This is a genomic window from Streptomyces sp. NPDC031210 (assembly GCF_055570395.1).
Genome location: NZ_JBVIHH010000011.1, coordinates 264,011 through 284,444, shown reverse-complemented (window position 1 = coordinate 284,444; position 20,434 = coordinate 264,011). Strand labels below are relative to the sequence as shown.

The following is a 20,434-nucleotide window of genomic DNA, read 5'->3' as shown; positions in this document are numbered from 1 at the left end:
GAAGGCCGCCGCGAAGCAGGCCGAGGAAGCCCGTAAGAAGGCCGAGTCCGCCTCCTGACGGCCCCGGGGGGGGGGCCCCAGCCTGCCCCCCCGCCCCCCCCTCCCCCCCCCCCCCCCCCCCCCCCCCCCCCCCCCCCCCCCCCCCGGGGTGGTGGTGCGGATGTCTCAGTGGGCGCCGGTTCCGGTCAGGGAGCGGACCTCCAGCTCGGCGTACTTCTTCACGTCCGGCTCCTCCTTGGACAGCACCGATCCCAGCCAGCCCAGGAAGAAGCCCAGCGGGATGGAGATCAGGCCCGGGTTTTCCAGGGGGAAGAGGGCGAAGTCGGCGCCGGGGAACATCGACGTCTCCTTGCCGGAGACGACCGGGGAGAAGAGGACCAGCAGGACGGAGGAGGCCAGGCCGCCGTAGATGGACCACAGGGCGCCGGGGGTGGTGAACCGCTTCCAGAACAGGCTGTACAGGAGGGTGGGGAGGTTGGCGGAGGCGGCGACCGCGAAGGCGAGGGCCACCAGGCCGGCGACGTTCAGGCCGCGGGCGAAGACGCCGAGGACGATGGCGACGGAGCCGATCCCGACGGTCGCCCAGCGGGCCGCGCCGACCTCTTCCTTCTCGGTGGCCCGGCCCTTGCGGAGGACGTTGACGTACAGGTCGTGCGCGAAGGACGAGGACGAGGCGAGGGTGAGGCCGGCGACCACCGCGAGGATGGTGGCGAAGGCCACCGCGGAGATGACGGCGAGCAGGATCGCGCCCCCGGCGGAGTGGGCACCGCCGCCGATCTCCTGGGCGAGCAGCGGGGCCGCGGTGTTGCCGGCCTTGTTGGAGGTGGTGATGGTGGCGGGCTTGAGGAGGGCGGCGGCGCCGAAGCCGAGCGCGATGGTCATCAGGTAGAAGGCGCCGATGATGCCGATCGCCCAGTTCACGGACTTCCGGGCGGCCTGGGCCGTGGGGACGGTGTAGAAGCGGATCAGGATGTGCGGCAGGCCGGCGGTGCCCAGGACGAGGGCGAGGCCCAGCGAGATGAAGTCGATCTTCGAGGTGGCGGTGGCGCCGTATTTGAGGCCCGGCTCCAGGAAGGCGGGTCCGTGGCCGCTGTTCTCGGCGGCGGCGCCGAGCAGGGTGGAGATGTTGAAGTGGAACTTGAGCATCACCAGGAACGTGATCAGCAGGGTGCCCGCGATCAGCAGGACCGCCTTGACCATCTGGACCCAGGTGGTTCCCTTCATGCCGCCGATGGTGACGTAGAGGATCATCACGATGCCGACGAGGATGACGACGAGGATCTTGCCCGCTTCGCTGGTGATGCCGAGGAGCAGGGTGACCAGGGCGCCGGCGCCCGCCATCTGGGCGAGCAGGTAGAAGATCGAGACGACGATGGTGGAGGTGCCCGCGGCGGTGCGTACCGGGCGCTGGCGCATGCGGTAGGCGAGGACGTCACCCATGGTGAAGCGGCCCGAGTTGCGCAGCGGTTCGGCGACCAGGAGCAGGGCGACGAGCCAGGCGACGAGGAAGCCGATGGAGTAGAGGAAGCCGTCGTAGCCGAAGAGGGCGATGGCGCCCGCGATGCCGAGGAAGGACGCGGCGGACATGTAGTCGCCGGAGATGGCCAGGCCGTTCTGGAAGCCGCTGAACTGGCGGCCGCCGGCGTAGAAGTCCTCGGCGCCCTTGGTCTGGCGGCCGGCCCAGACGGTGATGGCGAGGGTGGCGAGGACGAAGACCGCGAAGAGGGTGATGATCAGGGTGCGGTGTTCGCCCGCGCCGCCGGCCGCGAGCTGGAGTGCGCCGGGCTGCTGCGTGAGGTTCATGCGTCGCCCTCCAGGCGGGACTTGAGGGCTTCGGCTTTCGGGTCGAGCCGGGCCGCGGCGTGGCGGGCGTACCACCAGGCGATGAGGAACGTCGTGACGAACTGGGCGATGCCGAGGACGAAGGCGACGTTGATGTTGCCGAGGACCTTGGTGCCCATGAAGGTGCCGGCGTAGTTCGACAGCAGCACGTACACGAGATACCAGAGGATGAAGCCGACGGTGAGCGGGAAGGCGAACGAGCGGTGCGAGCGGCGGAGTGCGCCGAATTCCGCGCTCGACTGCACGTCGGTGTAGTCGGGGGGATCGGCGGGGCCCTTGTTGAGGGACGGGGCGGGACTCACGGAATCTCCTGACACGTAGGGGCGGGCGGCGGGGCCGGCGGTAAAGCTCGCGTAAGTGTCGTGACGTGGATCACGCATGGTAGAGGCGTGGCTATCGATGCGACAGGGGGTCGTTGGTGGATTTCCTGGGAATGCCCCGGGTGGCCGCCACCGGTCGGGGGGCGTTTCGTTGTGCCGGGTGTGAATCCGCCGCTTTCGCAGGCCCCGCAGCCGTCCGGTCCCCGTCGGCGCCCCTACGGCTGCGTCCGGCTGCCGGCTCCGCTCGCCCTGCCGCCCGTGGTGGGCCGGCCGGCGGGAGTGGAGTCGCGCCGGTGGTACGGCCCGCGGATCGCCCTGCCGCCGCTGAGCATCGGCGCCCTGCGGCGCGGCGCCTGACCTGCCGCCACCGTCTGACGAGGTCTCAATTCGCCTGTCGTGCCGGGTTTTCTCCGGGATTCCATTGCTGTGTGCCGTTGATCGCCGATAGCTTCACCAGTCATGCCATCCGCCCGTGCGCGACCCGCGCGCGGGCGGTCTCACGGATGATGTGGAGTACCCATGGCACATCCCCGATCCAGACGGGCGCGGGCGCTTGCCGTACCGCTCGGCCTGGCTCTGACGGCGTCCCTCGGTTTCCTCCCGAACGCGGCCACCGCCGCGTCGCAGGACTCCTCCCCCGCCGCCGTTTCGACCGATGGTCCGCTGCTGTCGTACGTCGTGAACACCACGCCGGACCACGCCACGGTCAGCAAGGTGAAGACGGCGATATCCAAGGCCGGAGGGAAGGTGATCACCGCCCATGAGCAGATAGGCGTGATCGTCGTCCACTCGGCCGATCCCGGGTTCGCGGCCGCGGTCCGCGCCGTGCCGGGCGTGCAGTCCGCGGGTGCCACGCGCACCGCGCCGCTGAAGCCGTCGGGCACCACCGACATCGGCAAGCCGCAGAAGGTCGACCTGCCGAAGTCGCAGCTCAAGGCGGCCGGCGTGGCGGCGAAGGCGAACGGCGGGGAACCGCTGGAGCCCTTGCAGTGGGACCTGCCGGCCATCAAGGCCGACCAGGCCGCGAAGGTGAACGCCGGCAGCAGGAACGTCACCGTCGCCGTCATCGACACCGGTGTGGACGACACCCACCCGGATCTGAAGCCGAACTTCTCCGCGAAGCAGTCCGCGAACTGCGTGGGCGGCCTGCCGGACACCTCCCCGGGCGCCTGGCGGCCCTACGACCCGGACAACGACTACCACGGCACGCACGTCGCGGGGACCATAGCCGCGGCCCGTAACGGTGTGGGTGTGGCCGGTGTCGCCTCGGGCGTGAAGGTCTCCGCCATCAAGGTCAGCGAGCCCGAGACCAGCCTGTTCTACGCCGAGAGCGTGGTGTGCGCCTTCGTCTTCGCGGCGGACCACGGCGTCGAGGTCACGAACAACAGCTATTACGTCGACCCGTGGATGTTCAACTGCAAGGATGACGCCGACCAGGCCGCCATCATCGACGCGGTGGGCCGGGCCGCGAAGTACGCCCAGCGCAAGGGCGCGATCAACGTCGCCGCGGCGGGCAACTCCAGCATGGATCTCGCGGCCGCCAAGCTGACCGACGACAGCAGCCCTAACGACTCGACGCCCGTCGAGCGCACCATCAGCCCGAAGACCTGCTGGGACGTGCCCACCCAGCTCCCGGGCACGGTGACGGTCGCCGCGACCGGCGTGCACAAGCTCAAGTCGTACTACTCGAACTACGGCCTGGGTCAGATCGATGTGGCGGCGCCGGGCGGCGACTCCAAGCAGGTGCCCGAGCTGCCCGCCAAGAACGGCAACATCCTCTCCACGATGCCGGGCGGCGACTGGGCCTACCTGGCCGGCACGTCCATGGCGTCGCCGCACGTGGCGGGCGTCGCGGCGCTGGTCAAGAGCGCGCACCCCAAGGCCAGTCCGCAGGAGATCCAGTGGCTCCTGAAGGAGCACGCCGACAACCCCGGCTGCCCCACGGGTGACGCCACCTGCACCGGCACCAAGCATGTCAACAGCCACTTCGGCTACGGCATCGTGGACGCGCTGGACGCGGTGAAGAAGTAGGCGCTACGGCCGACCGGTACCGGAGTCGGTGTCGGTAACGGCGAGGAGGGGCCGGGTGGTTCGCCGCCCGGCCCCTTCGTCTGCCGGGGCCGGTCCGGTCGCGTAAGCGCGCAGGACGCCGTCCGCCAGCGCGTACTGGGCCGCCGTATAGGTCAGCATGATCCAGAACTGCGGGACGGGTGGCTGCGGCCAGTGGGCGATCCCGCCGGCGATGAGGGTGTCGGAGAGCAGGAACAGCAGTCCGCCGAGCGCGGCCCGGGGGCCCAGGCGCAGCGCGCCGAAGGCCATCGCGGTGAGCAGCAGGCTGTAGCCGGCCACCGGGACGCGAAGGTCCGCTGCCAGGTCGGGCCACAGCAGTGCCACCGTTCCGAGCCAGGCCGCGCCGTAGGCGGCGGCGAGCCCGGCGGTGCGGGCCCGGCCCGGGTAGCCGCCCCGCCGGGCGAACAGCAGCAGGTAGCAGACGTGCCCGGCGGCGAAGGCGCCCATGCCGAGGAGGAAGACGAACTCCCCGCCGATCTGGAGGAGGGTGTCGCCGCCGCAGCCGCACAGCAGGGCGGCGGCGAGCGGGCGGGGCGCGCCGCGGGTGAGGGCCCAGGCGGCGAGTACCGGCATCAGCGCGGGTTTGGTGAGGTGGACGACGGTCGCGGCGGCGTGACCGGCCCCGCCCGCGGCACCGGCGCCGCCTCCGACGAGCAGCGCGGTGAGGTGGACGGCGGTGAGCACCGCGAAGGCGCCCAGCAGGAGCCGGGCGGCGCTCTCGCGCCCGACCCGCGTCACCCGACGCGCTCGGTGGCGGGCGCGGCCTTCCGGGCGGCCGCCGGGGACTTCGGCGTCTTCGGGGCCGTCGGGGCTTCCTGGGCCTTCCGGGTCGCCTGGGCCGCCGCCGGCTGCCAGCCCGGTCCGCGAAAGACCCGGCCGGCGCGTTCGCGCCAGTTGCCGGCCGCCCGTACGTCGCGCGCGATGGCGGCGTATTCGTGGGTGGCCACCCGCAGCGGGTTGAAGGTCTCGATGTTCTTGGTGAGGCCGTAGACGGGCCGCTCGGTCTCGGCGACGAACGAGCCGAACATCCGGTCCCAGATGATGAGGATGCCGCCGAAGTTGCGGTCCAGGTAGCCGCCTTGGGAGGCGTGGTGGACGCGGTGGTGGGAGGGCGTGTTGAGCACGAACTCGACGGGCCTGGGCAGCTTGCCGACGCGCTCGGTGTGCACCCAGAACTGGTAGACGAGGTTGACGCCGGAGCAGAACGCGACGGCCGCCGGATGCACGCCGAGCGCGATCATCGGGACGTAGAACGGCCAGACCGTCCACGTCGTCCACGGCTGGCGCAGCGCGGTGGTGAGGTTGAACTTCCTGCTGGAGTGGTGGACCACGTGGCAGGCCCACAGGATGCGGATGACGTGGTGCCCGCGGTGCGAGAAGTAGTAGAAGAAGTCCTGCGCGAGCAGCATCAGCGGCAGGGTCCACCACAGCACGGGGACGCGCAGCGGGGTGAGTTCGTAGACCGCGGCGTAGATCGCCACGATCGGTATCTTCCACAGCGCGTCGAACGCGAGGCTGCCCAGTCCCATGCCGACGCTGGTGGCCGCGTCCTTGGTTTCGTAGCCCGCCGCCTCCTCGTCGGGACGCAGGCGGTAGCTCACCATCTCCACCACGGTGAGCAGGACGAAGGCCGGTACGGACCACAACACGACATCGGGCAGGTGCGGCATGTCCCGCACGATAAGGGCGGTGGCGGGGCTGCCGCTAGAGGTTGTTACCGAGAAGTATGTAAGACCGGCTGTCAGCGGTGACGGGGCGGCGTACCGGCGGTAGCGGCGGGGCCCGCCTCTCCGGTGGGAGCGGCGGGCCCCGGCGCGCTCACCACACCCGCACCGATCCCCCTGGCGCGAACGCCGGACTGGTGGCGTCCGGGGGGATCTTCTCCAGGGGCTGGGCGATCTCGGCGACGGTGGGACCGGCGCGGGCCGCTGTCGGGGCGAGGCGGTCGAGGTCGAAGCCGTAGACGCGGGCGGCGTTGTGGCCGGTCATCGCGGCGATCTCATCGGGCGGCAGGCCCGCGTAGGCCAGGCGGAGGGCTTCGCGGGAGTGGGGGTGGGTGCCCTCGTCGTGGGGGTAGTCGCTGCCCCACATGATCTTGTCCAGGCCGATGCGGTGCCGCAGCGGGACCTCGTGGGGACGCATGAAGCTGGCGCCGACGAAGCAGTGGTCGCGCCAGACGGCGGCCGGAGGCGCGCCCATCGTCGCGGCCAGCCCGGCGCCGAACCTGGTCTCGGCGGTGGCGGTGCGGGTCGCGGCGGCCACCAGGCGCCCGTGGTAGTAGTCCAGCATGTCCAGGACGCCGGGGATCCAGCCCGAGCCCTGTTCGGTGAGGACCAGTCGGAGGCCGGGGTGGCGGCGGAAGGCTCCGCCGAAGATCAGGTGCCACAGGGCCCGGTGCGAGAACCAGGTCGTCTCGATCATGAATACGGCGCGGGCGGCGGGTTCGTCGCCGAGCGGCGGGGAGGCGGAGCCGCCGTGGTGGTTGACGGGGACGCCGAGTTCGGCGCAGACCGCCCACAGCGGGTCGTAGGTGCGGGAGTGCAGCTCGGGCAGGCCGGAGCCGGGCGGGGTGCCGGGCAGCAGGATGCCGCCGGTCAGGCCCGCGTCCTTCGCCCAGCGGACCTCGCGCACCGCCTCGTCGACGTCGTTGAGGAGGATCTGGGCGACTCCGGCGCGCCGGCCCGGGGCCTGGGCGCAGAAGTCGGCGAGCCAGCGGTTGTGGGCCCGCAGCCCGGCCCAGCGCCGTTCGAACTCCGCGCGGCCGGGCGCCGGGGCCATCAGCGAGGCGCTGGGGAAGAACGGCGGGATGGTGTTGGGGAAGACGACCTCGGCGACGATGCCGTCGGCCTCCAGCTCGGCCAGCCGGCGGTCGGAGTTCCAGTTGCGGTCGGCGCTGTCGGCGAGCAGGTCCTCGTAGGGGTTGACGTAGGCGGCCGCCCAGGCGTCGAAGTCGTCGTGGTGCCGGGCGGGGAGGTAGGGCCGGTAGTCGAGGAGGTCGGCGCCGGCGTGGCAGTCGGCGGAGATGACGGTGTAGCGCCGGTCGGCGCCGGGGCGGGTGCCGGGCCCGGCGGGGGCCGCCGGGCCGGACGCGGTGTCAGGCATCGCCCACTCCTACGTAGGGGAAGTCGGAACCGGTCAGCCAGTGCCGGCCGGTCTCCCTGGCGCGCCGCCAGGACGCCTCGACGGGTCCCTGGTCGGCGGGCTGGCCCAGGTCCGCCGGGGTGGGGCCGATCCGGCGGGCCACCGGCGCGAGCGCGGCCCGGTCGAAGCCGAAGATCTCGGCGGCGGATTCGCCGAGCATCCGGCGGGTCTCGCCGACGGGGATGTCGTGGAAGGTCTTGCGCAGCCAGGTGCCGGTGTGCGGCCAGGTGCCTTCGGGATGCGGGTAGTCCGAGCCCCACAGGATGTTGTCGACGCCGATCTCGTAGCGCTGGGCGAGTTCGCGGCGTTTGGTGTTGGTCGCGCAGATGAAGACGTTGCGGTCGAGGTAGGCGTGCGGGGGCCGCTCGAGCTCGGCGAACGGCGAGAGTTTCTTGCCGCCGTGCGCGCCGAGGTAGAGCCGGTCCATGAACCACAGGAGGTTGGGCAGCCACCAGCAGCCGGATTCGGCGACGCCGAAGCGCAGGTCCGGGTGGCGTTCGAAGACGCCGGACCAGAGCAGGAACCACAGGGGGCGGGCGGGCCACCAGGTGACCTCGGAGACGTAGATGCCGAGGTGGTCGCCGTACTCCTGGCGGGGTGCGGCGCCGGAGTGGGTCACCACCGGCATCCGGGTCTCGGCGGCGGCGGCCCAGACCGGGTCGTAACGGCGGTCGTGGTAGGGCGCCTTGTCCACCCACATCGCGGGGATCATCAGCGCGCCGAGGCCGGATTCCTTCGCCCGGTGGATCTCGGCGACGACCCGGTCGACGTCGCCGGTGACCGGCAGCAGGGCGACTCCGCAGTGGCGTTCGGGCTGGTGCGCGCACAGTTCGGCCAGCCAGCGGTTGTGGGCGCGGGCGCCGGCCATGCCCAGTTCGGGGTCCTGGTCGCCGGAGAGGCCGAGGCCGACGCCGAAGGGCGCGGCGGTGCCGCTGTCCACGGCGTCCGCGTCGGGGAAGACGACCTCGCCCGCCACCCCGTCGCCGTCCAGCTCCTTGGCGCGGGTGACCGGGTCCCAGCCGCCGCGCAGCCCCTCCTCGTGGTCGCGGAACCAGGCTTCGGCGAACGCCTCGTCGCGGACGCCCAGGCGGGTCATCTCGGCGCGCCGGGCGTCGCGCTGGGCCAGGAAGTCGTCGAAGGCGCGGTGGAAGCGGGATTCGAGATAGGGCCGGTACTCCTCGGTGGGGAGGCCGGCGTGGCAGTCGGAGGAGATGATCAGGTACCGGTCGCCGTGGCCGGTCGCCGCATCGCCGTGGTCCGTCATCGGTCGGTCCTCCCCGCGTCGGGATCGTCGTCCAGGATGAAGTTCTCCAGGTAGGCCGGGGCGGAGCGGTCGAGCATCGACCGGGCCCGGGCCCGGATCTGCGCCTCGCTGTGGCCGCCGGGCGGCAGCATCCAGAAGCGGTCGGCGCGGACGCCGTCCACGACCTGCCGCGCGACCTCCTCGACCGGCGTGAAGGCGACCTCCCGCCCGGCCTGGCGCATCGCGGCCTCCCACTGCGCCAGGCCCCGGTACGGCGTCCGGCGCGGGCGGGACTTGGCGTACCGTTCGGGCCGGTTGCGGTGGGACTCCCACAGGCCGGTACGGAGCATGTGCGGGCCGGGGAAGAGCACCGAGGCGCCGACGGCGGCCCGTTCGGCCCTCAGGTGGGCGTGGAGCGATTCGGTCATGGTGACCACGGCGGCCTTGGTGACGGCGTAGACCGAGGCGGTGGGCAGGGGGGCGACGCCGCCGTCCGTCGAGGAGGTGTTGACGACGTGGCCGGGCTCGCCGGCGGCGAGCATGCGCGGCAGGAAGCACTGGATGCCGTGGAAGACGCCCCAGACGTTGACCGCGAAGGCCCATTCCCAGTCCCGGGGGTCGTGTTCCCACATCCGGCCCTCGGCTCCGGAGCCGACGCCCGCGTTGTTGCACAGCAGGTGGACGGCGCCGAAGGTGTCGTACGCGGCGGCGGCGAGGGAGGCGACCTCCTCGCGTATGCCGACGTCCACGGTGCGGGCCAGTACCTCGGCGCCGCCCGCGGCGAGTTCGGCGGCGGCGGCGCGCAGCGGTTCCTCCTCGACGTCGGCGAGGACGACCTTCAGTCCTTCGGCGGCGAAGCGGCGGACCAGGGCCAGGCCGATGCCGCTCGCCGCACCGGTGACGACGGCGACCTGTCCGGCGCGGATCTCCATCAGGACCTCCCCTCGGTCGCGGGCGCCGGGGTGTGCCGCGCCGGGCGGGAGCGGTCCGGGCGCTCCGGCGGGGCGTCCTGGGCCTGGGCCGCGTCGTCGTAGCGCTGGTGGAGATAGGGCAGCAGGCGACGGGCGTCGACGCGTGCGGCGGCCCGGCCCCGCTGGTCGGAGGTCTTCTCCGCGAGGGTGATGCCGACCAGGCGGAGCACCGGCAGGTCGGCCACGGGGTCGAACGGCGACTCGCGCAGCACCACCTCGCCGGTCACCGATTCCAGCGTGCGCAGCCGCTCGTGGCGGGTGCAGTGCACCAGGACCGGATCGTCCTCGAAGCCCGAACCGTCCACGGCGGGCAGGAACTTGAAGTAGAAGTCGAGTCGGGTGGCGGGCGCGGGCAGCGGCAGCGGGCCGGCCACCGTGCCGCGTACCTCGACGAAGGTGATGCCGTGCCGGGCGAGCCGGGCGCGGACGAGGGGGCCGTCGCGCTCCACGACCACCTCGCCGAGCTTCTTCGGTTCGCCGAACACCTCGCGTCCTCCGGTCAGCGCGCGTTCGTGGGTCATCGGCATGACCAGCGGATACCAGCCGTCGTGGGTGGTGGCGGCGGCGCGGTGCCGGGCGGCGACGGCGACCGAGCCGGCGCCCAGCGGGTAGCCGGGCAGGTCCACGGCGGAGACGGTGGCCCGCACCAGGGGCCGTTCGGGCGGCTCCAGGGGTGGCGGGAGGACCGCGGCGACGACGTCCGGGTCGGTCTCCCAGACGGCGGTGACGCCGGTGGACCAGATGTCGGGGAGTGCGGCGGCGCGCTGTCTGGAGGTCCGCATCTCGGCCTCGGAGCGTGCGCCGTACCGTACGCGTGCCATGTCGTGCCACCCTTCGTCGGACCTTCGTCGAAGCCGGCTCGCGGGCCGGCGCGGAAGCGGACTCACCGGGGTTCTGTAACAGGGTTACACCGCCGCCGCCGAAGGGTAAAGACCGCTGCACGGACGGGAGTTGGAGAAAAATGCCACGCACCGCGCTGACCGGCGAAGAGGTCCTCGCGGCCGCCGCCGCGATCGTCCGGGCCGAGGGCCCGCGGGCGCTGACCATGCGCCGGCTCGCCACGGATCTCGGCACGGCCGTCACGTCCATCTACTGGCATGTCGGCAACCGGGAATCGCTCCTGGACGCCCTGGTGGAGCGCACCGTCGAGGAGATGGGCGAGATCCACCCCAGCGGCACCACCCCGCCGGCGCGCGTCATCTCGGTCGCCCGCTCCCTGCGTACGGCGCTGCGCGAACGCCCGCAGCTCATCGCGCTGGTGCACGAACGCGGCCTGACGGAGCGGATGTTCCTGCCCGCGCAGCAGGCGCTGGTGCGCGAGGTGCACGCCGCGGGGCTGCGGGGCGCGCTCGCGGCCGAGGCGGTGCGCGCGGTGCAGTTCCAGGTCGTGGGCTTCGTGCTGGTCGAGCGTCATCGCGAACGGTCCCCCGAGCAGCGCCCCGGCGAGAGTGAACTGTGGGACTCCCCCGCCGCCGGCCACGATCCGGCGCTGGCCCGGGCGCTGGCCACGCCCGCCGACACCGAACGGCTGTTCCTGGTCTCGCTCGAAGCGCTGGTGGCATCGCTACTGGGGCCGGGGGCGGCCTAGGGAACGGCCGGCACCCTCCCGCCGGTTCCCGACACATCCCGCCGACACTCCCCCACCGACCCCTATCAATCCGTCAAATCCGGCATTCGGCGCGAAGGGTGGCGACGGGGGCGGGCCGGGACGTCGCCCGGCGCGACGGCGGTTGGGTGGCTGTCAGTGGTGGCCCGTATCCTCAATGACCATGCTCGAAGACCACATGGCAGCAGCCCCCTCGATCGCGCCGACGATCGGGCGGCAGCCGGGCCCGCAGACGCCGCCGGCTCCCTGGCCGGACGCGTATCCCCAGGGATACGCGGTGGTTGACGTCGAGACCACCGGCCTGGCCCGCGACGACCGGATCATCTCCGCCGCCGTGTACCAGCTCGACGCGCGGGGCGAGGTCCAGGACCACTGGTACACCCTCGTCAACCCGCGGCGCGACCCGGGCCCCGTCTGGATCCACGGTCTGACCAGCGCGGTGCTGGCGGACGCCCCGCTGTTCCCGGAGATCGTGCCGGAGCTGTCCCGGCGCCTGGAGGACCGGGTGCTGGTCGCGCACAACGCCATGTTCGACTGGTCGATGATCGCCCGGGAGTACGCCCGCGCCGCCGCGACCGCGCCGGTCCGCCAGCGGCTGTGCACGATCGCCCTCGCCAAGGAACTGGGGCTGCCGCTGCCGAACCACAAACTGGAGTCCCTCGCGGCCCATTACGGCGTCGTGCAGGAGCGCGCCCACCACGCCCTGGACGACGCCCGGGTGCTCGCCGAGACCTTCCGCCCCAGTCTGCGGCGGGCCGCGCGGGAGAACCTGCGCCTGCCGCTGCTGAGCTGCCAGCCCCTGACGGAGTGGTCCGACGCCCCCGCGCCCCGGCAGCACTCCCCCGCGTCGTCCTACCGCCCCACCTCCTGGCGGCCCGCCCGCAAGCGCCCGGCGTGCCCGCATCCCAACCCGGGGCGCTACGTAGCCGGCGGGCGGCTCGTCCAGGGCATGCGGGTCGCCTTCTCGGGTGACACCTCCGTCGACCGCGAGCTGCTGGAGGACCGCGCGATCGAAGCCGGACTGCACGTCGCGACGAGCATGTCCCGCCTGACGAGCCTGCTGGTGACCAACGACCCCGACGCGCAGACCTCCAAGACCGCCAAGGCCGCCTCCTTCGGCACGGTCGTCATCGACGAGGCCGCTTTCATGCAGTTGCTCCAGGACGTGGCTCCCGCGGGCACGGCGCCTGCGTCCGGGTGAAGCGCGGCCAACACACCCACCGGCACCTCGCCCCGCGCGGGCCCCGCCCGCACCCTGTGGCGCATGGCACGTTGTGAGGTCTGCGGAAACGAATACGGCATGACGTTCGAGGTGCACGCGCAGGGCGCGGTGCATGTCTTCGACTGCTTCTCCTGCGCCATCCACCGCATGGCGCCGATCTGTGAGCACTGCCGGTGCCAGATCATCGGCCAGGGCGTCGAGGTGGAGGGCCAGTGGTACTGCGGCGCCCACTGCGCCCGCGCCGAGGGGAAGGTGGGCATCGTCGACAGAGTGTGATTCCCGGCCCGGATTCGCCGCGCGCTCCGGCGGTCACCGGCAGGACCCCCTGCTCGGGGGCCGCCGCACTGCGGGTACCGTCGAAGCCGTGTACCGCTTCCTGTTGTCCCGGCAGTGGGTGATCCTCACCCTCGTGGGCCTCGTCCTGATCCCCGTCATGATCAAGCTGGGGTTCTGGCAGTTCCACCGCCATGAGCACAAGGTGGCGCAGAACCAGCTCATCGCGGACAGCCTCGCCGCCGCGCCGGTCCCGGTCACCGGGCTGACCGCCCCCGGTCGGCCGCTGCCCGCGAAGGACATGTGGCGCACGGTGAGCGCCACCGGCACCTACGACACCGCGCACGAGGTCGTCGTCCGCCAGCGCACCGCCGCCGACGAGCAGAGCATCGGCTACTACGTCCTGACCCCGCTGATCCTCCCCGGCGGCGACGCCGTCCTGGTCAACCGCGGCTGGATCTCGCCCGGCGACGACCTCACCACCTTCCCCCGCGTCCCGGCCGCCCCCCACGGCAAGATCACTGTGACCGGCCGGATGATGGCCGACGAGACCCCCGAGAACAGCGGCATCAAGGACACCCGGGGCCTGCCCGCCCGCCAGGTCATGCTGATCAACAGCGAGCGGCAGGCCGAGCGGCTGCACCGGCCGGTCCTCGGCGGCTACATCGAGCTGACGGCGCCGAAGCCGGCCGGCGGCGAGCCCGAGCCGGTCCCCGAGCCGGATCACGACAGCATCGGCCCGCACATGGCGTACGCGATCCAGTGGTGGCTCTTCGCGGCGGGGGTGCCGGTCGGCTGGATCATCCTCGTACGCCGCGAGCGCCGCGACCGCGCCGAGGCGAAGGCGGCAGCGGACGCCGATGGGGACGCCGCGGCCGAAGCCGAGCGGGCGACGGCGGCGGAACCCGTAGCACGGACGGCCGCCGCGGCCGAGTAGGGGGCCCGCCTGGCGGGAAGGTGCGCTTGAGTGCACCCCTACATCGAGGACTACGCGCTCATCGGCGATCTGCAGACCGCCGCACTCGTCGGCCGCGACGGCTCCATCGACTGGCTCTGCCTGCCCCGCTTCGATTCCGGCGCCTGCTTCGCGGCCCTCCTCGGCGGCAAGGACAACGGCCACTGGCTCCTGGCCCCCCGCTCCTCCCAGGCCCGCCCGACGCGTTCCTACCGCGGCGACTCCCTGGTCCTGGACACCGTGTGGGAGACGCCCACCGGCACCGTCAAGGTCACCGACTTCATGCCGCAGCGCGACCGCGCGCCCGACGTCGTCCGCATCGTCGAGGGCCTCAGCGGCCGGGTAGAGATGCGCGGGGTGCTGCGCCTGCGGTTCGACTACGGCCGGGTCGTGCCCTGGGTGCGCAAGTCCCAGGGCTGCCGGGTCGCGGTCGCCGGACCCGACTCGGTCTGGCTGACCACCCCCGCCCAGGGCACCACCTACGGCAAGGACCTCAGCACCCGCTCGGACTTCGCCGTCAGCGCGGGCGAACGCGCCGCCTTCCTCCTGACCTGGCACCCCTCGCACGAGCCGCGGCCCCGGCGGATCGATCCGTTCGAGGCCCTGGACAACACCCTGGACGACTGGCACGAATGGTCGGCGGGGTGCCGCTACGACGGCCCGCACCGCGACGCCGTCGTCCGCTCCCTGATCACCCTCAAAGCGCTCACCTACGCGCCCACCGGCGGCATCGTCGCGGCCCCCACCACCTCGCTGCCCGAGGACCTCGGCGGCGTCCGCAACTGGGACTACCGCTACTGCTGGCTGCGCGACGCCAGCCTCACCCTGAACTCCCTGATCTCCGCCGGCTATCTGGAGGAGGCCGGCGCCTGGCGGGACTGGCTGCTGCGCGCGGTGGCCGGCGCCCCCGACGACCTCCAGATCATGTACGGGCTGGCCGGCGAGCGGCGGCTGCCGGAGGCCGAACTCCCCTGGCTGTCCGGCTACGCCGGCTCGGCGCCCGTACGCATCGGCAACGCCGCCGTCGGACAGTGCCAGCTCGACGTCTACGGCGAGGTCCTGGACTCCTTCCACATCGCGCGCTCGGCCGGACTGCCGTCGCAGGCGCATGCCTGGAGCATCCAGCGGTCGCTGGTGGACTACCTGGAATCCCGCTGGCGCGAACCGGACGAGGGCCTGTGGGAGATCCGCGGCCCGCGCCAGGACTTCGTGCACTCCAAGGTGATGGCCTGGGTCGCCGCGGACCGCGCGGTGCGCGCCGTCGAGGCCTCTCCGAAGCTCGGCGGTGACGTCGACCGCTGGCGGGCGATGCGCGCGGAGATCCACCAGGAGGTCTGCACGCGCGGGTACGACGCCGAACGCGGCACCTTCACCCAGTTCTACGGCTCCAAGGACCTCGACGCCGCCACCCTGCTGATCCCCCGCCTGGGCTTCCTGCCCGGCAGCGATCCGCGCGTCATCGGCACCGTCGACGCGGTCCGACGGGAGCTGACCCACGACGGCCTGGTCCGCCGCTACAGCACCGAGGGCAGCCTGCCCGTCGACGGCCTGCCCGGCGGCGAGGGCACCTTCCTGGTCTGCTCGTTCTGGCTGGCCGACGCGCTGTTGGCCACCGGCCGCCCCCAGGAGGCCCGCGAGATGTTCGAGCGGCTGCTGGCGCTGCGCAACGACGTCGGTCTGCTCGCCGAGGAGTACGACCCGGCCGCCGGGCGGCAGCTCGGCAACTTTCCCCAGGCGTTCAGCCATATCGGCCTGGTGGGGACCGCCTTCGCCCTGCTCGACGGGCCGGGGGCAGACTAGGGCCATGGATCTTGGACTCACCGACCGGACATACCTCGTCACCGGGGCGACCCGCGGCCTGGGCTTCGCCACCGCCCGCGCACTGGTCGCCGACGGCGCCAACGTCGTCCTCAGCGGGCGCGACCAGGACAGCGCGGCCGCGGCGGCCGCCGGCCTGGGCGAGCGGGCCCTCGGCGTCGCGGCCGACAACGCCGACCCGGACGCCGCCGCGCGCCTGGTGGCGGCGGCCCGCGAACGCTTCGGCCGCTTCGACGGCGTCCTGATCAGCGTCGGCGGCCCGGCACCGGGCCCGGCCGCCGACATCACCGACGAGCAGTGGCGGACCGCCTTCGAGTCGGTCTTCCTCGGCGCGGTACGCCTCGCCCGCACCGCCGCCGCGGAGCTGAGCGAGGGCGGCGTCATCGGCTTCGTGCTCTCCGGCTCCGTCTACGAGCCGATCGGCGGGCTGACCGTCTCCAACGGTCTGCGCCCCGGCCTCGCCGGCTTCGCGAAGTCACTGTCCGACGAGGTCGGCCCGCGCGGCATCCGGGTCGTCGGGCTGCTGCCCGGCCGGATCGCCACCGACCGCATGAAGCAGCTCGACGCCCTCTCCGGTGACCCGGAGGGCTCCCGCGCGCGGAACGCCGCGTCGATTCCGCTGGGCCGCTACGGCGAACCCGAGGAGTTCGGCCGGGCGGCGGCGTTCCTGCTCTCGCCGGCCGCCTCGTACGTCACCGGTGTGATGGTCCCGGTGGACGGCGGTGCCCGGCGCGGGTTCTGACCCGCGCGGGCGACGGGAGTTGGGACCGGCCTAGCTGACCCGCTCGGGACGGTGGCGGACCGCGCGCAACCGGACGTCGGCCGGCAACTCCTCCAGGCCGGCCGAGGTGCGCGCGTGCTCCACCGTCTCGTCGGCGAAGCGCTGGACGACGGTGCCCGGGTCGGCGTGCGGGGCGAGCGCCAGGAGGGCCCGTACCCGCGGTTCGGACCGGCGGCCGGTCAGCAGCACCCCGGCCCGCTCGACGCCGTCCAGCGCCTCCGTCTCCGCGGTCAGCACGCCCTCCAGCGCCCGGCCGCGCACCTGGGCGCCCTCGCCGTCGCCGCTGTCGATCAGGATCTCGCGCATCCGGTGCCGCCGGAGTTGGGCGAGCAGCCACCACAGCAGGAGCAGCACGAGGACGGCCAGCGCGGCGATGACGGTCGGCCACCACCAGCCGCTGTCCGTCCACCGGGTCCGGTCGCGGTCGGAGAGCAGGACGCCACCGGGCCGCCTCCAGGGCCAGCCGTCGGGCAGCTCCAGGTCCCACTTCGCGGGCAGGTCCAGGCCGCCGAGCAGCACCAGGCCGCCCGTGCCCAGCAGCACCACGCCGCTCAGGCCGAGCAGCACCCGGTTGGTGGTTCTTCGGACCGTGCGCATCGTCGCGCTCACCTCTTCTTCGGGCGCCGGACATCGACGGACAGGCCCAGCCGGTGCCGCAGCCCCAGCTTGCCCAGCCCGTCGCCGAGCGCGGCCTCCAGGTCGGCGCGGACCTCGTCCAGTTCCCGGAAGTGGGAACGTGCCCGCGCCTTGGCCTTGCGGCGGGTGACCTTCATCGAGACGGACCGCACGCCGGGCACCTCCACGGCGCGGTCGCGCAGGACCAGCTCGGCCGCCGAGCGGTCCAGGCCGGACCGGACGCCGGGGGCGGCAGGCCGCATCGGCAGCACCGCGCGCAGCCCGGGCGTGAGCGCCAGCACGATCAGCCAGAGGCCGATGAGCATGGCGAGCGCCGCGGCGGCCAGCACCCAGGTGTCGTCCAGGTGACGGGTGGCGAGCTGGTCGGCGACCCAGCGGCGCCAGGCCATCGCGGGGCGGTCGGCGCGCACCGCGGACACGTCGTAGAGCAGCAGCCCCGAGGCGCCCAGCAGCACCAGCGCGACGACGGCGGCCGGCACGCGGCGGGCCGACCAGAAGCGGCCGCTGCGCCGTTTGCCGGCCGCGTGGGCGGGAGCGTCCCCGGCCCCCCGCGGACCGGGCTGCTCGGGCCCGTCGGTGCCGCCCTGTCCGGCGAGGGCCGTGGGCAGCCGCCGGGTGCTCGACAGGTCCGCGTCGTCGTCGCTCATCGCACCCTCCGCCCGTCAGCGGTGTCCAGCAGCGGTGAGTGCAGGCGCTCGACCTCCACCGCGACCTCGGGCACCTCCATGTTCGCCAGCGCCTTGACGCGGTCGGTCACCCGGCGGCGCACCGCACGGCACTGCGCGCCGATGTCGGAGGGATAGGCGAGCTCGGCGGCCACCCGGACGCGCGCCTCGCCGAAGTCCTTCCGGCTGTCGCGCCGGTGGATGGTCACCGTCGCGTGCGCGTCCGTGGAAGCCGTGGCGGCCGTCTCGCGCAGCGCCTCGCGCGCCGCCTGGGCGGCGATCTTGGCGACCACCCGGTCGGCGATCTTGGTCGAGCCGCGTTCGCCCGCCGCCACGGCGGCGGCGGGCGGGGACACCGTCGTCACCCGGCCTCACCGCCGCCGGTCGTCGCGGGCGCCACCGCGCGACCGGAAGAAGTCACCGCTCTCCAGATCGCCGTCCGCGAATTTGCCCGCCACGAATCCGATCAGGCCCAATACCGCCACCACCACAAAGGCTCCGAAACCGCCGAAATATCCGGCGAAGCCCAGCGCCATACCGGCCAGAAGGCCGACCACGGCCATGCTCATCACGCGCTCCTTCGCTACCGCTGCGGACGGGCCCGCTTACTGGAGCCGGGACTCCTGCTCTTCTTCTTCGTCTTCCTCGTCGGGCAGCTTGACGTCGCTGACCGCGATATTGACCTCGACGACCTCCAGGCCCGTCATCCGCTCGACGGCGGCGATGACGTTCTCCCGGACGGCCCGGGCGACATCGGCGATCGGCACGCCGTAATCGACCACGATTTCCAGGTCCAGCGCGGTCTGCACCTCGCCGACCTCGGCCTTCACGCCGCGGGTCGCGGTGGAGGCCTTACCTCCGCCGCCGGGGACCCGTTCCCGGACAGCGCCGAGGGTGCGGGCGAAGCCGCTGCCCATGGCGTGGACACCGACGACATCGCGGGCCGCCAGTCCGGCGATCTTCTCCACGACACCGTCGGCGATGGTGGTACGCCCACGGGACGCGGGGTCGCCGCCGCCCCGCTTGCCGCCCAGCGTCTTTCCGCTGTCCGAATGCTGCTGGCTCTCACTCATCGCCGTTCGTCCCTTTCGGATGGGAAAAGCGGTATGCCCGCTTCGTCCCTCACCCTAAGAGCCGTTCCCTGATCCCGCTCCGGGAATGCGGCAGAGGAGTGCTCCACGCGGTGCGGGTTGGCGCCATCGGCCGCACCGTCCTGCCGTACGGGCCGGTCTGCGGCAGGCTGGGAGCACTCTGCAGGAAAGGGGTGACGCGGTGGCCGCGAACCAGTTGGCGCGGGTGGTGAGGGAGCAGCTCGGTATCGGCCGGGTGCTGCCGCTCGGCGGGCCCGCGGACGGGGCCTGGATCACCGAGCGGGCGGCCGCCGCGGAGCTGCGGTGGGCGCTCGGCGCGCCGGCGGGAGTACGCCTGGGCACGCTGCGGCTGTCCGTCGCGGATCCCGAGGGCGCCCCGGACCCGGCCGTGCCGCCCCCGCCGAGCGCCTGGCCGCCGGGGCCGCTGCGCGTCGAGGCGGAGTTCGCCGCGGTCGCCGACCGTCCGCTGCCCGCCGTCGCGGACCTGCTGCGGGCGGCGCTGCTGGCGGCGGCGGAAGAGGAGTTGGGGCTGGTGATGAGCGTGGTGGACCTGCGGGTCAGCGACCTGCTGGAGCCGGCCGAGGCGGGGCGGCCGGCGCCGTCACCGACGCCGGGGGGGCCGGTGGCCCAGGTGCCCGCCGAGGAGCCCCCGGTGCCGGAGGTCACCACGCCCGGCGGGCCGCCGCGGGACGCGGACGCGATCGGCGCCCTGGCCCTGGCCGTCCCGGGCGTGGCCCGGCTCGCGCCCGCCCTCGGCGGCCTCTCCCGCCCGGTACGGACCGAGGAGGGCCACGCTCTGGTCCAACTGGCGACCACGGCCGGGCATCGCGCGGTGGACGTGGCCCGCGCCGTGCGGCAGGCGGTGACGGCGGGGATGCCGACGCCGTGGACGGTCGCGGTGCTCGTCACGGCGGTGGAACGCGGCTGAGGGCGCTCGGCCGAACGGGTGACCCCGCCCGGCCGGGCGCCCCGGCCCGGGTCCCTCTCGCGACGGGTCCTACTCGCCCAGCCCGGCGAGGTCGCGGAGCCGGCGCGCCTGGGCGGCCCGCTCGGCGGTGCGCTGCTCCTCGAAGCCCCGGCCCACGGCACCGGCCAGCAGGGCCTTGGTCTCGATGACGGCGTCGCGCGGGGCGGCGGTCAGGGCGGCGGCCAGGTCGGCCACCGCGCCGTCGAGGTCTTCGGCGGGCACCACGAGGTTGGCCAGGCCGGTGCGTTCGGCCTCCTCGGCGTGCACGAAGCGCCCGGTCGCGCAGATCTCCAGCGCCCGCGCGTAGCCCACGAGGGCGACCAGGGGATGGGTACCGGTCAGGTCCGGCACCAGGCCCAGGCTGGTCTCGCGCATGGCGAACTGGACGTCCTGTGCGCAGACGCGCAGGTCACAGGCGAGGGCGAGTTGGAAGCCGGCGCCGATCGCGTGGCCCTGTACGGCGGCGATGGACACCAGGTCCGTGCGCCGCCACCAGGTGAACGCTTCCTGGTACTCGGCGATGGTGGCGTCCAGCGCGCTGTCCTCGCCGCGTGCGAGGTCGAGGAACGACGGCTCGCCGTCGAACCCTTCGGGCGTGAACGCCTGCCGGTCCAGGCCCGCGGAGAAGGACTTGCCCTCGCCGCGCAGCACCACGATGCGTACGGTGCCCGGCAGCAGGGAGCCCGCCTCGGCCAACGCCCGCCACATGGCCGGCGACTGCGCGTTGCGCTTGGCCGCGTTGGCGAGGGTCACCGTGGCGATCGCGTCGTCCACGGTGAGCCGCACACCGTCCTTGTCGAGCAGAGTCATGGGGCGCCTCCGAGTCAGCCAGC

23 protein-coding genes are annotated in these 20,434 nt (G+C 73.3%); 9 read left to right on the top strand and 14 right to left on the bottom strand.

Annotated features, from left to right (window positions below; translation table 11 throughout):
• Window positions 1-165: 165 nt before the first annotated feature.
• On the bottom strand, window positions 166-1,803 hold the full coding sequence (locus ACZ45Z_RS21830; protein ID WP_468364786.1) for a solute symporter family protein: 1,638 nt from the start codon (window positions 1,801-1,803) through the stop codon (window positions 166-168).
• Window positions 1,800-2,144 (bottom strand): DUF485 domain-containing protein, encoded by a 345-nt coding sequence (locus ACZ45Z_RS21825; RefSeq protein ID WP_468364783.1) that lies wholly within the window; start codon window positions 2,142-2,144, stop codon window positions 1,800-1,802. The genes ACZ45Z_RS21830 and ACZ45Z_RS21825 overlap by 4 nt, the downstream gene beginning before the upstream one ends.
• 180 nt (window positions 2,145-2,324) lie before the next feature.
• On the opposite strand from ACZ45Z_RS21825, the gene ACZ45Z_RS21820 reads away from it, so the two are divergent.
• Both ACZ45Z_RS21820 and ACZ45Z_RS21815 read left to right on the top strand, forming a co-directional pair.
• Complete coding sequence (locus ACZ45Z_RS21820; RefSeq protein WP_468364780.1) at window positions 2,325-2,519, top strand: hypothetical protein; 195 nt, start codon at window positions 2,325-2,327, stop codon at window positions 2,517-2,519.
• A 162-nt stretch (window positions 2,520-2,681) separates the two neighbouring features.
• Window positions 2,682-4,193 carry a S8 family serine peptidase gene (locus tag ACZ45Z_RS21815; RefSeq protein WP_468364777.1) on the top strand — a complete coding sequence of 504 codons (1,512 nt, stop codon included), beginning with the start codon at window positions 2,682-2,684 and terminating at the stop codon, window positions 4,191-4,193.
• 3 nt (window positions 4,194-4,196) lie between these two features.
• On the opposite strand, the gene ACZ45Z_RS21810 is transcribed toward ACZ45Z_RS21815, so the two are convergent.
• From ACZ45Z_RS21810 to ACZ45Z_RS21785, 6 genes are all read right to left on the bottom strand, one after another.
• On the bottom strand, window positions 4,197-4,970 hold the full coding sequence (locus ACZ45Z_RS21810) for a lysoplasmalogenase (protein WP_468364775.1): 774 nt from the start codon (window positions 4,968-4,970) through the stop codon (window positions 4,197-4,199).
• On the bottom strand, window positions 4,967-5,902 hold the full coding sequence (locus ACZ45Z_RS21805; protein WP_468364772.1) for a sterol desaturase family protein: 936 nt from the start codon (window positions 5,900-5,902) through the stop codon (window positions 4,967-4,969). The genes ACZ45Z_RS21810 and ACZ45Z_RS21805 overlap by 4 nt, the downstream gene beginning before the upstream one ends.
• A gap of 148 nt (window positions 5,903-6,050) precedes the next feature.
• Window positions 6,051-7,334: an amidohydrolase family protein gene (locus ACZ45Z_RS21800; protein ID WP_468364769.1), complete on the bottom strand. Its 1,284-nt coding sequence runs from the start codon at window positions 7,332-7,334 to the stop codon at window positions 6,051-6,053.
• Entirely contained in the window at window positions 7,327-8,637 is a 1,311-nt protein-coding gene (locus ACZ45Z_RS21795) for an amidohydrolase family protein (RefSeq protein ID WP_468364767.1), read from the bottom strand. Before ACZ45Z_RS21795 ends, ACZ45Z_RS21800 begins: the two co-directional genes overlap by 8 nt.
• On the bottom strand, window positions 8,634-9,548 hold the full coding sequence (locus ACZ45Z_RS21790; RefSeq protein ID WP_468364765.1) for an SDR family NAD(P)-dependent oxidoreductase: 915 nt from the start codon (window positions 9,546-9,548) through the stop codon (window positions 8,634-8,636). Before ACZ45Z_RS21790 ends, ACZ45Z_RS21795 begins: the two co-directional genes overlap by 4 nt.
• Entirely contained in the window at window positions 9,548-10,408 is an 861-nt protein-coding gene (locus ACZ45Z_RS21785; protein ID WP_468364762.1) for an acetoacetate decarboxylase family protein, read from the bottom strand. Before ACZ45Z_RS21785 ends, ACZ45Z_RS21790 begins: the two co-directional genes overlap by 1 nt.
• Window positions 10,409-10,548: 140 nt before the next feature.
• Between ACZ45Z_RS21785 and ACZ45Z_RS21780 the strand changes: the two genes are divergently transcribed.
• The 6 genes from ACZ45Z_RS21780 (at window position 10,549) to ACZ45Z_RS21755 (ending at window position 16,203) form a co-directional block, all read left to right on the top strand.
• The gene (locus tag ACZ45Z_RS21780) at window positions 10,549-11,175 is read left to right on the top strand and encodes a TetR/AcrR family transcriptional regulator (protein WP_468364760.1); all 627 of its coding nucleotides are present in this window, start codon (window positions 10,549-10,551) and stop codon (window positions 11,173-11,175) included.
• Between the two features lie 175 nt (window positions 11,176-11,350).
• On the top strand, window positions 11,351-12,394 hold the full coding sequence (locus tag ACZ45Z_RS21775) for a DEDDh family exonuclease (protein ID WP_468364757.1): 1,044 nt from the start codon (window positions 11,351-11,353) through the stop codon (window positions 12,392-12,394).
• 63 nt (window positions 12,395-12,457) lie between these two features.
• Window positions 12,458-12,691: a hypothetical protein gene (locus tag ACZ45Z_RS21770; RefSeq protein WP_468364754.1), complete on the top strand. Its 234-nt coding sequence runs from the start codon at window positions 12,458-12,460 to the stop codon at window positions 12,689-12,691.
• An 88-nt stretch (window positions 12,692-12,779) separates the two neighbouring features.
• The gene (locus ACZ45Z_RS21765) at window positions 12,780-13,625 is read left to right on the top strand and encodes an SURF1 family cytochrome oxidase biogenesis protein (protein WP_468364751.1); all 846 of its coding nucleotides are present in this window, start codon (window positions 12,780-12,782) and stop codon (window positions 13,623-13,625) included.
• A gap of 30 nt (window positions 13,626-13,655) precedes the next feature.
• Window positions 13,656-15,443, top strand: a complete 1,788-nt coding sequence (locus ACZ45Z_RS21760; protein WP_468364748.1) for a glycoside hydrolase family 15 protein — start codon at window positions 13,656-13,658, stop codon at window positions 15,441-15,443.
• Between the two features lie 4 nt (window positions 15,444-15,447).
• Window positions 15,448-16,203 carry an SDR family oxidoreductase gene (locus ACZ45Z_RS21755; protein ID WP_468364746.1) on the top strand — a complete coding sequence of 252 codons (756 nt, stop codon included), beginning with the start codon at window positions 15,448-15,450 and terminating at the stop codon, window positions 16,201-16,203.
• Window positions 16,204-16,233: 30 nt separating this feature from the next.
• Here the strand turns inward: ACZ45Z_RS21755 and amaP are convergent, their stop codons facing one another.
• From amaP to ACZ45Z_RS21730, 5 genes are read right to left on the bottom strand one after another with little or no spacing between them, the layout of a single operon-like run.
• Window positions 16,234-16,839, bottom strand: a complete 606-nt coding sequence (gene amaP / locus ACZ45Z_RS21750) for an alkaline shock response membrane anchor protein AmaP (protein ID WP_468364842.1) — start codon at window positions 16,837-16,839, stop codon at window positions 16,234-16,236.
• A gap of 8 nt (window positions 16,840-16,847) precedes the next feature.
• The gene (locus ACZ45Z_RS21745) at window positions 16,848-17,525 is read right to left on the bottom strand and encodes a DUF6286 domain-containing protein (RefSeq protein ID WP_468364744.1); all 678 of its coding nucleotides are present in this window, start codon (window positions 17,523-17,525) and stop codon (window positions 16,848-16,850) included.
• Window positions 17,522-17,908: an Asp23/Gls24 family envelope stress response protein gene (locus ACZ45Z_RS21740; protein WP_468364741.1), complete on the bottom strand. Its 387-nt coding sequence runs from the start codon at window positions 17,906-17,908 to the stop codon at window positions 17,522-17,524. Before ACZ45Z_RS21740 ends, ACZ45Z_RS21745 begins: the two co-directional genes overlap by 4 nt.
• 6 nt (window positions 17,909-17,914) lie before the next feature.
• The gene (locus ACZ45Z_RS21735) at window positions 17,915-18,112 is read right to left on the bottom strand and encodes a hypothetical protein (protein ID WP_468364738.1); all 198 of its coding nucleotides are present in this window, start codon (window positions 18,110-18,112) and stop codon (window positions 17,915-17,917) included.
• A gap of 36 nt (window positions 18,113-18,148) precedes the next feature.
• Window positions 18,149-18,616, bottom strand: a complete 468-nt coding sequence (locus tag ACZ45Z_RS21730) for an Asp23/Gls24 family envelope stress response protein (protein ID WP_468364736.1) — start codon at window positions 18,614-18,616, stop codon at window positions 18,149-18,151.
• A 199-nt stretch (window positions 18,617-18,815) separates the two neighbouring features.
• Between ACZ45Z_RS21730 and ACZ45Z_RS21725 the strand changes: the two genes are divergently transcribed.
• Window positions 18,816-19,562, top strand: a complete 747-nt coding sequence (locus tag ACZ45Z_RS21725) for a hypothetical protein (RefSeq protein ID WP_468364733.1) — start codon at window positions 18,816-18,818, stop codon at window positions 19,560-19,562.
• Window positions 19,563-19,631: 69 nt separating this feature from the next.
• Here the strand turns inward: ACZ45Z_RS21725 and ACZ45Z_RS21720 are convergent, their stop codons facing one another.
• Window positions 19,632-20,411, bottom strand: a complete 780-nt coding sequence (locus ACZ45Z_RS21720) for an enoyl-CoA hydratase/isomerase family protein (RefSeq protein WP_468364730.1) — start codon at window positions 20,409-20,411, stop codon at window positions 19,632-19,634.
• Between the last annotated feature and the right edge of the window lie 23 nt (window positions 20,412-20,434).